The organism is Singulisphaera photorubra (genome assembly GCF_045290345.1).
Lineage (GTDB): Bacteria > Planctomycetota > Planctomycetia > Isosphaerales > Isosphaeraceae > Singulisphaera.
In genome coordinates this window covers 9012793-9027150 of record NZ_CP155447.1, presented here as the reverse complement: position 1 = coordinate 9027150, position 14358 = coordinate 9012793, and the positions used below count along the sequence as shown (strand labels likewise).

The window sequence follows — 14358 nt, the reverse complement described above, 5'->3', positions numbered from 1 at the left end:
TTCACCCTTCCCAACTCCATTCGGCGGACTCATGAAAAACGCCGAACTCGGTGTTCAACTCGGGATGCCGAATATGAATATTTTTACCAACTTGTGCGCAGTAAAGTCGTTGGAACGAGGCGTCCCAAACCAGGACCTGGATTGAGTATAGTTCCGAGACGAGCTTGATCGGAGGTGTGAGGAGTTCGATAACGCCAGCGCCCGAAACCGTGGCGGTCGAAAACTTGTCCATCGCGGTGTTGTAGTTGCAACAAGCCACATCATCCGACCGGATCAGAGCCACATTGAAATTTGGCTCGTGCAAGGTTTCTTGCGCATCGAAATGCAGGCGGATCCGAATCCTTTCGCCGTGATCAAACAAGGTGCGCGACTCGCCGGCCTCATTCATGGTTTCAATATCGGTGATATAAATTGGCTGTTTCGTGGGATCTGAACCCACCATCGCCTGCGCCCAGGTCGCCATCTCCAGGCGTCCTTCTTGGTCGTAGAGCCGGATCGCTTCATCCGTACGACCGTCGAAGACGACCTTGCCCTCGGAGAGATAGATCGACCGATCGCAGATCGCCTTGATGGAGAACATATTGTGGGAGACGAAAAGGAGCGTCACGTCACGCTTTTGGAGCCGTTTGACATGCTCCATGCATTTCCTCTGGAACGCCAGGTCACCCACTGAAAGGACTTCATCAATCAGCAGAATCTCAGGCTCCATGTGTGCCGCGACGGCAAACGCCAATCGAACGTACATGCCGCTGGAATATCGCTTCACAGGGGTATCAATGAATCGATCAACCTCGGCGAATTCTACGATCTGATCAAACTTACGTGAGATCTCACTCCGACTCATGCCAATAATTGCACCGTTGAGATAAACATTCTCCCTCCCAGTCAGCTCGGGGTGAAAGCCTGTGCCAACTTCCAGCAGACTGCCCACACGCCCGAAAAGCTTGATGGAACCGGTGGTCGGGGCTGTGATTTGACTCAGGATCTTCAGGAGAGTCGACTTCCCCGCGCCGTTGCGGCCAATCACACCGATTGCCTCACCCCGTCCAACACGGAATGAGACATCTTTCAGCGACCAGAGCACGTCGGTTGAACCCCGAGGCTCCGTGGAATCTCGTCGCCCGATCCCGCGGAGGCGGTTCCATGGGGCGGCGGCCGCGAGCATGATCGCCTCTCGTAGCGAATCAACTCGCTCGCTCGCTCGGCAACCTAGGTGGTAGCGCTTCGAGACGCCCTCCACGATAATCGAGTCTCGAGCCACGGTCGGGACGGGTCGTGTGCGGCTGGTTTTGACTTGTAACAAGGCATCACCCTATCCAGGCTTGAGGAGGAAGTGGGTAAAACCGTCTCGGACAAACGAAAAGTGAGCCCCGCCGGTGATCTCGCTTCAAACTTGCAATCAAACCAAACGGGTCCCAGTTTGCCGATACGTTTGCTCATCAAGGGGCGACAACGCGAGTTCCAAGCGATCACCCACGCCGGAATCCCATCACCAGATTGCCACGTCTTATCTTCTTAGCCACTGAATGTCCGCGACATAACGTGGTTGATTTGCGAGTTTATTTGCGATTTGATTTACCAGGGAAGTCAGTGGTTCGGAGCATTTCCATCACCATCGTTCTCGCCCCGAGGTAATCGTGGTTTCAAGAGTAGGCGTCGGGCCAGCAGCGTGAGCGGAAGGCCCATGCGAAGCATCCATCGGAGGCGTTGGTAAAAAAGCAACGAACTGGTGGACGGGTCAGCTCTCACGGCAAGTTCGACCAGATTTCGGCAACTTGCGATATCGCCCTTATAGAAGGCTGTATACGCTTCATCGAGTGCCTCCTTAGAAACACAGGCGGCGACCTGCCGTTGCAACTGTTTGCAGCCTGGGATTTTGCTCCCGTATCTATGAAATAGAAAGTCAAAGGCGAGCTTTCTTTGTTCCATCTCGGCCTGGCGCGTCCCGAAGTTGCGCAAATTCATGTTCTGGCCATGAACACGATAGTAGGCTTGGTCCACATCCATTTCGGCCAAGTTTGCGTGGACGGCGAATCGCATCCACAACTCCATATCGCCGGAATGCGGCAGTCCTTCTCGGTAGCCGCCCAACTTTTGATGCAAGGCGGTACGCACGACCACCGTTGGAGTCGGGATGAAGTTCTGAGCGGTCTTCGCGACGGCCCTAAGATAATCGTGACCAGCAATGATTCGCCAATTCTGCTCCGTCAGCTCAAGTGGTGCGTTGGGCGACGGGAGGCTCGAATTGAAATGGATATCTCGCCCGAAGGTGAGACCAACATCCGGGTGTTCATCCATGATCTTGGTAGCACGAAAGAGGGAACCAGGGGTCAGGAGGTCATCAGCCGAGAGCAAGACCGTATAGTCACCTGCGACCCACTCAAGGCCATGGTTGTATGTCGCAATATGACCTCGATTAATGCTATGCCGCCGATACTCGACGCGGTGATCCTGTGCGCACAGTTCCGCGGCGACAGCCGGTGTGTCGTCGGGCGACGCATCGTCGACGATCAGGACCCGGGCTTCAACGCCCACCTGCGTCAATACACTTTCAACACATTGTCTCAAATAATGGCCGTATTTATAGCACGGGACGATGATGTCGACCTGGCTCATTTTCTGGCCTCGCTCGCTGCGGCGTTGGAAAGCGATTCGGCGTACGGCAACAGCCGCGCAGAATTGGCGACCAGGTTCGACCCGGCGGCGAGCTCTCGAAGGACCAAGCCCAGACTTGACCTACGAGTTCTCGCCGGCTCGGCGTTCCTGGCAAACTCCTTCCCGCTCGGTTTACCCCTACGTCAGACGGATGACAGGGGCTGACGCTCCCGCTCGTCCGTGGCGAGCAACTTATTTGTGACCCAGCGCTAACAGGCCGCGGTGGGGCGTTCCGCGAGTAGTCGTTCGAGTTGCTCGATCCGCGCCAGCAACTCCGATGTGCGAAGCCCCAGAGTCTCTCGAACGGAGGTAACGACGTGTGCGGCGGGTTCGCGTTTTCCGGTGGCACGTTGCACGTCGTACAGCCGCACCACCCCCTCACCTGCAAGGACGTCGACGGTACCCGTTTTCCGTGAATAGGCGACGACGCGGCCCGGCACACGCCCATCGTAGCGAGGCGGATCCACGACGGCCTCTGCACGCCAGATCAAGAGGCGGCGACCCTGAAAGTATGTGAAGGCGCCAGGGAAGGGGGGAACGAGGGCACGGACAAGCCTCTGGATCTCGATCGCGGGGCGAGACCAATCGATCTCGCCATCATCGGGTACCCTGGTGCAACCGTAAGTCGCCTGCCGCTCATCCTGAGAGACCCCTTCGTAGCCGTTCAAGTGATCCTGCACGACTCCCGCGATTTGATTGCGTTGAATCGAGTTCAACCTGTCATACAGGCTGGCGACGTCATCCCCTTCGCTCACCTCGATGATCTCTTGATAAAGGATATTCCCTGCATCAAGCCCGGGGCTGATCGTATGAATGGTGATTCCAGCGTAGGGCTCACTGTTGATGATCGCCCAGTTCACATTCGCCCGACCCCGATATTTCGGCAGAGGGGCATAATGAACGTTGATGAACCGACTTTTCTCCAGCAACCGTGGCGGCAAAATTCGTCCGTGGGAGGAGACGACAACACACTCAGGCGTGAGTTTGTCGATGCTTGTTTCAAGGGCTTCCAGCGAGTCGTCCTGGAGGACAGGCACACCGACCTCACGTGCGCGACGGATGGTCGCTTCTCGCTCCCCCTCTTCGCTACGACAGGCGCGGACCAGCCCGACGACATGAAATCTCTCGACCAGAGCGTCCAGGCAACTCAGGGCGGTTGGTCCCGCTCCTAGTTGAAGCACCCTGGTTCTCGTGGCGTCTTGTTTAGACGACATCGACATACTCCCATTCCCGGATTTGCTTTCCCTGATTTGCCCGCAACAAGATCTCGGCGACTTTAAGCCCTCCGGCTTGGAGACGTACGATCGATTCAGGTCCGATATCCGAGGGGAGGACCCCCATGTGGCCGGCCGCAGGCGCCCGGTCGGGCCAGTAGGCAACGCCGACTCGGTCGAGGGCATCGCGATTGAGGTCTCCCCAAAACTGAGTGACAACGGCCCCGGGATATCGCGCCGCGATCCAGCTCGCCTCGCGTTCGCTGATGACAGGATGACCGTTGGGCCGCTGAGCCACCACGATGGCATCGACCTCCTCGGGCAAAAGGCCGCTGATCAGGTGGTCCGCGGATTCCACCGAAGCTCCAGCGGCGACGAGACCACGGCGGATGTACGGCTCGAATGGGTTATCGCACAGGACAAGGATCCGGCTCCTGTAGACCGAAACACCGGCATCCAGGAGGAGTTTCACAGCCATCATCCCGAGATAAGAAAAGACATCGATCTCCGGATGTCGTTCGTTCGTCCCGGCAACAGCGATTCCTCGAGTGCGACAGGCCTCGAGGTCGACATCCGACGCTCGCAGTTCCCAGGACTCGTACATCAGAGGAATCACAGCACCCGGCTTAAGGTGAGCGACCATTCGTTCGTCGATCGGCCGCACATGGCCACTGTTCGTTATCACGTCAGCCTGCGCCACAATCTCTGGGCTCAGAGCGGTGATAACCTCGACGATTCCCGGGACCTCGGCGGCATGTGCGACCGCCTTGGTCTGGTCGATCACGTCCTGCACAGTTCCATGGCGGGAGGCTTGAGCGATGGCAAAGACCTTATTCGCGCCTGCCATGGCCGCAAGAATCGGAGTTACGACATACGAGCTCGTTGCCGCTTCGGTCACGACAACCGCTCCTGAGAGATCGAGTCGACAGCGGCGGACGGCATGTCGCATCAGATTTGCGAGCCGTCTTGGGTTCAAGCCCGGAAGGAGCGTATTCATGGGATGAGCGCGTCAACCACTCGGTCGACTTCCTCGAGGGTCATTTCGGCAAAAAGCGGGAGCAAGATCACACTGTCGCGAGCGACTTGGGAACAGGTCAGGTCACTATGCGCGAGATCCGTGTGAGCCGCCTCCTGATGGGCGTTCATGATTCCGCGGCGAGTGCTAATTCCCTGCTCCAGGAGCTTCCGCATCAACTGGTCGCGGCTGGTGGCATACTGATCCGTAACCTGAACGGCATACGACTGATAATTGGTTCTCACACCAGCAGGAACGTGCGGAGGAATGAGGCCCGAAATCCCTTTAATTCTCTCCGTATAATGCGAAGCAAGCTTGCTCCTGCGCATCAGTAACGCCGGAAGACGTTTGAGTTGAACGCGACCGACGGCCGCCTGAATATCGGTCATCCTGTAGTTGAAGCCGAGCATTGAGTATTCCTCAAACACGACGGTGGTGGCCAAGTGTCGGGTCGTGTCGGAGATGCTCATTCCATGCTGGCGGAGCACGCGAAATTTCCGGTCGAGTTCCGGGTCGAGAGTTGTCAGCATTCCTCCGTCACCGGTCGTCAGCAGCTTGCGGGGGTGGAACGAAAAGCAGGCCACAAGGCTGTGTGGCTTACCAACCCGTTCCCATTTCTGTTGAACCCGGAGCTCACTTCCAATTGCACAGGCGGCGTCTTCAACCACAGGTAGGTTGTGCCGTGCGGCGACTTCAAGAATGGGGAGGATATCGCAAGGCAGGCCAACCTGGTGGACCGGTAGGATGGCTCGGGTGCGCGATGTGATTGCTCGCTCGATCAGGCCTGGGTCGATGTTGTACGTCCGCGGATCAATGTCCACGAAAACGGGGACAGCTCCGCAGTACCGAATGGCATTGGTGGTGGCGATGAACGAGTGGCTCACCGTGATGACCTCATCGCCGAGTCCGACGCCAAGCGCATGCAGCGCAAGGTGAAGCGCGGCCGTGCAATTGGCGACCGCACAGGCGTGGGTTGTCCCTACATATGCAGCAAACTCGTCCTCGAAAGTCGCAACCTCTGGACCTTGGGTGATCCAACCCGAGAGTATCACCCTGCGCGCGGCCGCGGCTTCCTCTTCGCCAAGGTCAGGTCGTGCGATCGGGATGGTTCGAGGGCTCACCTCGAGCATTTTGCCACCTCCTCGAGCTGGGGCATCATCTGGCGTCGCCATGCCACCAGCCTGCGCAACCCTTCCTCCAGGGAGACTTGGGTTGAGAAACCGAGCTCGCGGCGAGCTCGCGTCGTATCGGCCAGCCTCCGGGGAACTGGGTTCACTTTCCGCGCCGGGTGATGCTCCGCTGCCAGGGCTCGCCGGCCCGTCGCATTGTGCATCGCCTGCAGCAGGCCCAGAAGCGTCGTTTCCGTCCCACTGGCGACGTTGTAGACGTCGTCGACCCGGTCCGATTTCATCGCGAGGAGGTTCGCCCGCGCGATGTCCTCGGCGAATACGAAGTCCATTGATGCAGAACCGTCGCCATGGACCTGCGGCGCCTTGCCTTGTTCGATGCAATCGAGCCAACGGATGAAGACCTCCGTATAAGCGCCCGTGACGTCCATTCGAGGGCCATAGACGTTGAAGTACCGCAATCCTACGCTCGGGAATCCGTACATGTCGTGAAAGCTATGTGCAATCCCCTCATTCATCAGCTTCGCAGCGCCGTAAAGCGTGCGATTATGATAGGGATGATGGCGCTCGTCCGTGGGAAAAACCTCGGCCGCGCCGTAGACCGAGGCTGAAGAGGCATAGACGATCTTCTTCACCCCCGAGGCAATCGCCGCCTCGAAAACATTGAAGGCCCCCATGACCAGGATGTCCATGCAATCGCGGGGCTGCTCGGCACAGAGGGTGATCCGAATCGCCGCTTGATGAAAGACGTAATCGCACCCAGCGACGGCCTGGGCGACCTTCTCACGGTCACGGACATCTCCTTGAATAAATTTGATCTCGCGACGTGCCCGCGCGGGAGCCAGGTTGGATTCGGAACCGCGAACCATGTTGTCGAGCACGCGGATCTCGCCCGCCCCCTCGTCGATCAATTGATCGACGATGTGTGAGCCGATCAAGCCCGCACCGCCGGTCACGAGGATTGTCCTTCCTTTCAGGGTCGTGGTCATACCTGCTCCTCCCGGAAAACGGCCCGCAAGGCCTCGACAACCCGCTCCTGCTGCGCCTCGGTCATCTCGGGGTAGAGCGGCAGTGTCAGACACTCCCGCGCGATCCGCTCACTGACTGGAAAATCACCCTCGTGATGTCCGAGGTGGGCAAAGGCTTTCTGAAGATGAACTGGGACCGGGTAATGCAGCCCGGTACCGATCCCACGAGCCTCCAACGCGTCGCGCAGCCGGTCCCGCTCCGGATGGAGAACGACGAAGAGATGCCAGACGTGGCGGCGATCGAGTGCTTCGGTCGGTAGTTGGAGGGGCGCGTCGGCAAGTCGATCGAGATATGAAGCAGCCAGACGGCGACGCGCTTCGGTCCAGGCTTCGAGATAGCGGAGTTTGATACCGAGGATGGCCCCTTGGAACGCATCCATGCGGTAATTGAAGCCGATCTCATCGTGATGGTATCGCTGACTCTGGGCGTGGTCTCTCAGAGAGCGAAGCCGGGCGGCGATCTGGTCGTCGTGGGTAACGATCGCCCCCGCCTCGCCATAGGCACCCAGGTTCTTTCCGGGATAAAAGCTGAAGCAGCCCGAGTGTCCCAGGGTTCCGGCTCCCGCATCCTGATAGCGAGCACCGTGAGCCTGAGCGGCGTCTTCAATCACGGGAATGCCGTGTCGCCGTCCGAGTTTCAAGAGCGGCCCCATGGCGGCCGGCTGGCCATAGAGATGGACCGGAAGAATGGCTTTGGTTCGCGAGTTGATCTTCCGTTCGACCTGGTCGACGTCCATAGTGTAGGTGACCGGATCAACGTCGACCATGACGGGCGTTGCGCCGACATAGCTGATGGCCCAGGTTGTCGCGATGAAGGTCATGGGAACGGTGATGACCTCATCACCCGGCCCGACTCCCGCGGCGATCAGGGCCAGGTGGAGCGCCGAGGTACCGCTATTGACACCGATGCAATGGCGGGCCCCGACGTGGGCGGCGAAGGCCTTCTCGAACTCCTTGACTCGGGGCCCCAGCACATAGGTCGAACTGTGGGCGACCTCGTGAAGTGCCTGCGAGATCTCATCACGAAGCCCCAGGTACTGGGCCTTCAGATCGAGCAGAGGGATCGGCGGCGGAGTCAAGCAAACCCCTGCGCCGGTTGGGACGGTTCCGGTAGCAATGGTCATCAGCGTGGTACTCCTGGTAGCTCCCGCAGTCGAAATTGTCGAGCCGGAACTCCCTTAACGACTCCTCGCGCGGCCACATCGCGGGTCACAACGGCCCCCGCGGCGACCAACGCCCCTGGTCCGATCGTCAAACCACCAAGAATCACGGCTCCGCTACCGATCGAGGCCCCCTTGCAGATCCGCGTGGGCTCGACGCACCAATCACTCTCGGTCATGGTGCGTCCGTCACAGGTCGCTCGAGGGTCGGAATCATTGATAAACATCACTCCGTGTCCGATGAAGACCTCGTCTTCGATCGTGACTCCCTCGCAGAGGAACGTGTGACTGGAGATTTTGCAGCGGGCGCCGATGACCACGTTCTTCTGGACCTCGACGAAACTCCCGATCCGCGTCTCATCGCCGATCGAGCATCCGTAGAGATTAACGAAGCAGTGAAAGATCACGTCGCGGCCGAGCCGGACGTCTGGGGCGATCCGAATTCCGTTCGTTGGGTCCGATCGCGGGTGAGTCCGGGTTGACATGGTCAAGGTCCCCGTGAGAAAGCACGACTCGGCCCCCTTGGGCGCGGAGGCTGCGGTTCGCCGCGTCGAGTAGCCGGGTAATTCGCAAGCCCATCCAACCGTCGCTCAGAGGCGTCTTACCCTCTCGGATGCACTCGGCAAAATGACCCACCATCGTCTGAAGCGCCTCGCCCGCCTCAATGTGGGGGCTCCACACATCGCCCGTGCGGTAACCGACGAGGAGCTTGCGCCGACCCTCGGCCCCTTCGCCGAATTCGATGCCGCGGTCGTACACCTTGACTGGCTCGGTGGAATTGAGTTCGTTGAAGACCACGCTCTTGCGTGAACCGGCGAAAATCATCTGGCGGACCTTCACGGGGGAGAGCCAGTTGACGTGAAAGTTCGCGAGCATCTGGTCGCCGTAGTCGACGTTGACGTAAGCAATGTCCTCAGTCCCGCGGCTGGTGTGGGCGCAACCCCATGCCGAGATGCTTCTGGCCTCGAAGTCGACGAGATAGTCGGCGATCGAAAGGTCGTGTGGTGCGAGATCCCAGACGACGTTGATGTCGTGCTGAAAGAGTCCGAGATTGATCCGAATGCTATCGATGTAGTAGATCTCGCCCAGCTCGCCGTATTCGATCAGCTCTTTGATCTTGCGGACGGCGTTGTTGAAGAGGTAGGTATGGTCAACCATCAGAATCCGCTGCTGACGCTCTGCCAGATCGATGAGCGTCTGGGCTTCATGAACGTTTGAGGCCAGCGGCTTCTCGACCAGGACGTGAAGCCCCGCCTCGAGGCAGCGGTGGGCGAGCGCGAAATGGGTCGAAACGGGCGTCGCGATCGCCACTGCGTCGAGCGGCACGTCGAGCAACTGATCGACCGAATTTGCCAACTTCACGTGAGAATAGTTTTGACCGATTGTGGCAAGTCGCGTTGGGTTTGCGTCGCAGACGGCCACCACTTCGGTAGTCGGGCAGGCGGAGAAGTTGCGGATCAGGTTCGGTCCCCAGTAGCCGCACCCGATCATTCCAATCTTGAGCTTTTCCATGGTACGTCTCGGTGCTAGATAATGTCGGCGAAACCGCGTTCGACGCGACGAAAGTAAAGTGTTCCCACGGCGAACATCGCCGCGGAGACCGCCAGGGAGATCACCAGGGAATAAGGATCGAGCGTGCCCCCGAGAACGACGGCACGGAAGTTGGCAATCAGTCCATAGGCGGGATTCAGTGGCATGAGCCAGGACCAGACGCCGGACACCATCGAAGTGGAATCCATGTAGACGGTGGGGGTGGCGAACATCCAGAGCTGCACTAAGAACGGAATGACGTAGCGGAAATCTCGGTAGGCCACGTTCAAGGCTGCCAACAGGGAACCGATGCCTGCCGCCGCCACGGCAAGGCCAAATACCATGACCGGGAACAGCAGCAACGACATCGAGGGATAGATGCCGTAATAGAGCACCAGCACCCCAAGCATGCCGCTCGCCACCGCGAAATCAACGAGCCCGGCTCCCACCGAGGAAAGCGGAATGAGGAGTCTTGGGAAGTAGACTTTCGTAATCAGCCGCTCATTGCCAACCACGCTCTGTCCGGCGGCGGCGATCGCATTTGCAAAGTAGGTCCAGGGGAGGAGGCCGGCGAACGCGAACAGCGGATATGGAATTCCGCCCGTGGAAACGTTCGCCAGCCTCGCGAAAAAGATGCTGAAGACGACCATCGTCATCAGCGGCTGAAGGATGGCCCATGCCCCGCCGAGGACCGTCTGCTTGTAACGGACTTTCACATCCCGCCAGCAGAGGAATGCGAAGAGTTCTCGGAAAGCCCAGATCTCGCTAAAATCAAGGACTCGCCACTTCTGATGTGGCAGGATCACGGCGACCGGGCTCTGTGCCTGGTTGGAAACTTCGCTTACCGGTGCCGTGATGACAGGGACTTCAATTGTTTGGCTCATAATTTGTCGATTCGCTGAATCTCGGGGAGACTTCGAGCCACGCGACCGCCGCGAGGCTATTCACGCGGCCCCAGACACCTTGAAAACGATCTCTCAATGGCCACTGTGAGGAGTCTGATCGAGAGTCTTGAAGGCCGGAATGACCTTTTCCGACCGGCTGAGCCTGACCGCATATCCAAGCGGAACGGCGTGGCTCTCCATGCTCCGCCCATTCCTCGCGGACGTTGTCCGCTCAACTTGTTTGCACACGGCTGGGGTCCAGCTGTAGTCGTTCAGTTTCGGCAAACAAAGATACTTGGATGAGGTGGCGTGAGGAATCCCGAGCAAGCCGAGCGCGGTGCATGCCGTGACACGCAGGTCCAGCCAGAGATTCATTTGCTCGATATAATGCAAGTCGCAGGTTAATTTGCGGCGGACGCTCGAGAGATCGGTGTCCGGCGGCAAGTGAATCTGTGCGAGCCCCGTCACGCCTGGACGCACCGCGAGACGCTCCCGGTAACGCGGCAAGACGACTTCGAGTTGGCCGACGAATTCGGGCCGCTCCGGTCTCGGACCCACCAAACTCATCTCGCCACGCAAGACATTCACGAGTTGAGGAAGCTCGTCGAGGTGGGTGCGACGGAGGAACCGACCAAGTGGTGTGATCCTCGGATCGTCAACACTCGACCAGCAAGGGCCGGTGGCCAGTTCACTGTTATTATGCATCGTCCTGATCTTGAAGATGGTAAAAGGCCGGCCCCCATGGCCAAGTCGAATCTGGGTGTAAATCACCGGTCCCTTCGACGTCAGCCTGACGAGGACCATTGTCACGAGTATGAGAGGAGCGGCCGGAATCATGAGCAACAGTGCTGTGAGAAAGTCGACGACGACTTTGGTCCGAGCCACCCGAAGAATGAGCTCGGAGCTCTCCGGGTTGTCGGCAGCCTGATTCGGGTCGGTCGTACGGGCGTTGGTTATCTTGGCAGCGATCATGGATCAATTTCCTTCGTGGACAGAAGGACATCGGTGTCCCATAATGTGCGGCATGCATTGCGCTGGTTCGCCAGCGTCAGATCCTATTAGATTGCCAATGTGTCCACCTGTGAGACCCCAGGCATGAAGGGGGCATGCCAATCGGCACCATCGACAATCGGGAAAGTTCCCTCGTTTACGGCGTCGAGGATCCGAACGCCGCGAGCATCGAGTCGCGCACGACAGCCATGGCTCAGGGAATGCGGCTCGCGGTCTTACGAGTCAACCGACTGCAACCATGAGCCGAGGTTGATTCAACTGTATGACGGCGATTGCGAGCACCAACGTCGAAATGACCGAGTCGTCGTTGATCCGCAGGGCCTACTGCGTAAGAACCCGATCCAGGATCCGACTTCCGTTCATTACTCTCTCTTCCATGAAGTGCGGTCCTCTCGATCTTCAACTCACTTGAAGCGTCGAGCCACGCGACGACAGTTCGGCCCACGTCAGGAGGCCGAGGATACGAACCGGGCACTCATTGTTCGCTCGGCAATGCGGACTTGACCGGTGAAGAGCTCCGTGCTGTCACTGACCGGCTCGACCTGCCAGTCCTGGAGGTCGATCGCCGCCCCTCGGCCGAGGAAATGGACAACGGCCACTAACTTGTCCCGACCGTTGCGACGTGTGATGGTTCCGATGAGTCCCCGAAGTGGACCGGTCAAAATCCGGACGAGATCCCCGACCTGGAGGTTTGGCTCGGCTGTGATCGCCATCCCTGAGCTGAGCATGCGATGGACTCCGCGGAGATCGCGCTCGAGTGCCTCTTGATCCCAAATCTCGAGCATATTCGCGAGATGATTTCCCTGGATTGCCTCAGCGCGATCGTGATCGTCACCGTAGAGAAACAGATAGCCCGGAAAGAGTGGAATTGTGGACTCGATCTTGCGGCCGCCCGGCGTCCGGGACTCCTGGGTCACCTTGGGCAGGTAGTGCGCAACACCTCGGGCCCGGAGAACACGAGCGAGCATTTTCTCCTGACGCGGTTTCGTGTGCAAACACCACCATCGATGATCCTCCTCGGCTCCGAGCCATTCACTGTCCCAGAGCGTGTCGGGGTACATCTCCGGCTCTGCAGGCAAAATGGGCATCGCTCGCTCCTCCTGTGACAGGGAATCCGTCAAGGCACCAACATCGTTTGATAAATCGCAGCGTAGCAATCCGACGTCTCTTGTTCAGAGAACATCCTGGCTGCCCGCATCCGCCCCTGGAGCGCGAATTGCTCGCGAAGTCGAGGACTCGAGCCGAGTCGCACGATCATTTCGGCCAGCGCTCCGTAATCGCCCGGGCTGACCAGAAAGCCACAAACGCGGTCCTCGACGATCTCGGCGACTGCGCCCTCGCGCGTTGCCACCACCGGGCAGCCTCCTGCGAGAGCCTGGATCAAGACCGAGGTATCGGCCTTGCCAATGCTCGTCGAAAGCACCAGGTCTGCGGCCCGCAGGAGCGTGCTGGTATCGGACCGAGCTCCAAGAAAGGTCACATAAGGCTCGAGACGGCTCCGAGAAACCATCGTGCGGATCGTCTCTAGCTCCGGACCGGCTCCCACAAGGACCAGGCGGACTGCGGGAAGCTCACGGACCGCTTGTTCCATTGCCTGGATGGCAAGGCTCTGGTTCTGGCAGAGTTCGAACGGAGCCACCTGAAGGATCAAGAACGTATCCGCACCGACACCAAGTTGATGCCGGATCAGTTGAGCGTCCCCGACGTTCTGGATCTCCGAGTTGGCGACTCCGTTGTAAACCACGCCCACCTGTTCGGGGAGAAGTCCCTCATTCAAGATCAAGGCCTGCCGTACTGACCGGCTCGCCGCGACCACCCGATCACGACTCTCGAGAAGCATCCGGTTGATCGACGCTCGTCTCGGCGACGGGTAGTCGGGATGTGGCCGATCATGGTCCGTGCACAAGACCGCTGGGTTCATATACTGCAGCCTTGCGAATAACCCAAAGAATAAAGCCGCGGACTGATGAGCGTGCACCAGGTCGGCTCTCTCGCGTTGAAGCAGGCAAGCCAATCGACGCGAGCATCGCCAATCCAGGCCGAGTTTGCGTTCAAGGAAATAGACGGGATGGCCGCCGAGGGCGAACTCCTCAAGCGGGGCACTGGGAGTGCCGATGCAGATGCTAGTAAACTGGTATTTGTCGGCAAATCGCCGCATCAAGAGATTCACCAGTGTCTCGGCCCTCATCACCGAAGAGGCCTCAAGGAGATGCACGATTTTCGGCTTCCGCACTTCGTTCCTCAGCGAATTGGACTTGGGTCCCTGAATCCCCTGAGCTTCTGAGTCCAAACCTCGACCTCGTGATTTTGGCGGTCCGACAAGAGTCCACGCGATTCGCTTCACAGGGTCCGAGATCCCGGAGAGGGCAAAAACCATCGTCTGGACCTCCTGAATCTTCGAGTGCAGTTCGGAGCGCCTGGCACGCCCAAGTTCCAGGCGAAGGAATCACGCTTCGAGGTCCACACACAACTTTGGTTGGCTGAACGTCACCGCCAAATCAAAGGCGACTGTGACACTTAATTCAAAGGTGAACCCACCACGCCATGATTCGATCGCCGGGCCGTTCCGCCACGCTGACGGAATCCGAGGCTGGCTCTCCAAACCCTGCTCTTGAAACGCCCCCCTCAACCTCCAAATGATGACTCCCCGACGAACGCTCGATGATGAGCGAAATCCAGCGCATACCTTCTGCCCATGGGGTGCAGTACTTGACCCACTGGAATAGTTCGGTGC

General features: G+C 58.9%; 13 protein-coding genes. All 13 read right to left on the bottom strand.

The window, feature by feature from the left end:
* Position 1: 1 nt before the first annotated feature.
* The gene (locus V5E97_RS33715) at positions 2-1084 is read right to left on the bottom strand and encodes an ABC transporter ATP-binding protein (RefSeq protein WP_406695925.1); all 1083 of its coding nucleotides are present in this window, start codon (positions 1082-1084) and stop codon (positions 2-4) included.
* A 503-nt stretch (positions 1085-1587) separates the two neighbouring features.
* Complete coding sequence (locus V5E97_RS33710) at positions 1588-2616, bottom strand: glycosyltransferase family 2 protein (RefSeq protein WP_406695924.1); 1029 nt, start codon at positions 2614-2616, stop codon at positions 1588-1590.
* A gap of 248 nt (positions 2617-2864) precedes the next feature.
* On the bottom strand, positions 2865-3869 hold the full coding sequence (locus V5E97_RS33705; protein ID WP_406695923.1) for a methionyl-tRNA formyltransferase: 1005 nt from the start codon (positions 3867-3869) through the stop codon (positions 2865-2867).
* Positions 3859-4866, bottom strand: a complete 1008-nt coding sequence (locus V5E97_RS33700) for a hypothetical protein (RefSeq protein ID WP_406695922.1) — start codon at positions 4864-4866, stop codon at positions 3859-3861. Before V5E97_RS33700 ends, V5E97_RS33705 begins: the two co-directional genes overlap by 11 nt.
* Complete coding sequence (locus V5E97_RS33695) at positions 4863-6014, bottom strand: DegT/DnrJ/EryC1/StrS family aminotransferase (RefSeq protein WP_406695921.1); 1152 nt, start codon at positions 6012-6014, stop codon at positions 4863-4865. The genes V5E97_RS33700 and V5E97_RS33695 overlap by 4 nt, the downstream gene beginning before the upstream one ends.
* Positions 6002-7000: an SDR family NAD(P)-dependent oxidoreductase gene (locus V5E97_RS33690; RefSeq protein ID WP_406695920.1), complete on the bottom strand. Its 999-nt coding sequence runs from the start codon at positions 6998-7000 to the stop codon at positions 6002-6004. Before V5E97_RS33690 ends, V5E97_RS33695 begins: the two co-directional genes overlap by 13 nt.
* Complete coding sequence (locus V5E97_RS33685; protein WP_406695919.1) at positions 6997-8163, bottom strand: DegT/DnrJ/EryC1/StrS family aminotransferase; 1167 nt, start codon at positions 8161-8163, stop codon at positions 6997-6999. Before V5E97_RS33685 ends, V5E97_RS33690 begins: the two co-directional genes overlap by 4 nt.
* Complete coding sequence (locus tag V5E97_RS33680; protein WP_406695918.1) at positions 8163-8606, bottom strand: acyltransferase; 444 nt, start codon at positions 8604-8606, stop codon at positions 8163-8165. Before V5E97_RS33680 ends, V5E97_RS33685 begins: the two co-directional genes overlap by 1 nt.
* On the bottom strand, positions 8584-9711 hold the full coding sequence (locus V5E97_RS33675) for a Gfo/Idh/MocA family protein (RefSeq protein WP_406695917.1): 1128 nt from the start codon (positions 9709-9711) through the stop codon (positions 8584-8586). The genes V5E97_RS33680 and V5E97_RS33675 overlap by 23 nt, the downstream gene beginning before the upstream one ends.
* A 14-nt stretch (positions 9712-9725) precedes the next feature.
* Positions 9726-10613: an ABC transporter permease gene (locus V5E97_RS33670; RefSeq protein ID WP_406695916.1), complete on the bottom strand. Its 888-nt coding sequence runs from the start codon at positions 10611-10613 to the stop codon at positions 9726-9728.
* Between the two features lie 93 nt (positions 10614-10706).
* A complete protein-coding gene (locus V5E97_RS33665) occupies positions 10707-11585 on the bottom strand; it encodes a sugar transferase (RefSeq protein ID WP_406695915.1) in 879 nt (292 codons plus the stop codon).
* 485 nt (positions 11586-12070) lie between these two features.
* Positions 12071-12712 carry a transcription termination/antitermination protein NusG gene (gene nusG, locus V5E97_RS33660; protein WP_406695914.1) on the bottom strand — a complete coding sequence of 214 codons (642 nt, stop codon included), beginning with the start codon at positions 12710-12712 and terminating at the stop codon, positions 12071-12073.
* 29 nt (positions 12713-12741) lie between these two features.
* Entirely contained in the window at positions 12742-13857 is a 1116-nt protein-coding gene (locus V5E97_RS33655; protein ID WP_406695913.1) for a glycosyltransferase, read from the bottom strand.
* Positions 13858-14358: the final 501 nt, after the last annotated feature.

Coding starts and splice junctions, on each gene's coding strand:
- V5E97_RS33675 (WP_406695917.1), bottom strand. CDS start 9,711: ATGGAAAAGCTCAAGATTGGAATGATCGGGTGCGGCTACTGGGGACCG.
- nusG (WP_406695914.1), bottom strand. CDS start 12,712: ATGCCCATTTTGCCTGCAGAGCCGGAGATGTACCCCGACACGCTCTGG.
- V5E97_RS33665 (WP_406695915.1), bottom strand. CDS start 11,585: ATGATCGCTGCCAAGATAACCAACGCCCGTACGACCGACCCGAATCAG.
- V5E97_RS33700 (WP_406695922.1), bottom strand. CDS start 4,866: ATGAATACGCTCCTTCCGGGCTTGAACCCAAGACGGCTCGCAAATCTG.
- V5E97_RS33705 (WP_406695923.1), bottom strand. CDS start 3,869: ATGTCGTCTAAACAAGACGCCACGAGAACCAGGGTGCTTCAACTAGGA.
- V5E97_RS33685 (WP_406695919.1), bottom strand. CDS start 8,163: ATGACCATTGCTACCGGAACCGTCCCAACCGGCGCAGGGGTTTGCTTG.
- V5E97_RS33670 (WP_406695916.1), bottom strand. CDS start 10,613: ATGAGCCAAACAATTGAAGTCCCTGTCATCACGGCACCGGTAAGCGAA.
- V5E97_RS33690 (WP_406695920.1), bottom strand. CDS start 7,000: ATGACCACGACCCTGAAAGGAAGGACAATCCTCGTGACCGGCGGTGCG.
- V5E97_RS33710 (WP_406695924.1), bottom strand. CDS start 2,616: ATGAGCCAGGTCGACATCATCGTCCCGTGCTATAAATACGGCCATTAT.
- V5E97_RS33695 (WP_406695921.1), bottom strand. CDS start 6,014: ATGCTCGAGGTGAGCCCTCGAACCATCCCGATCGCACGACCTGACCTT.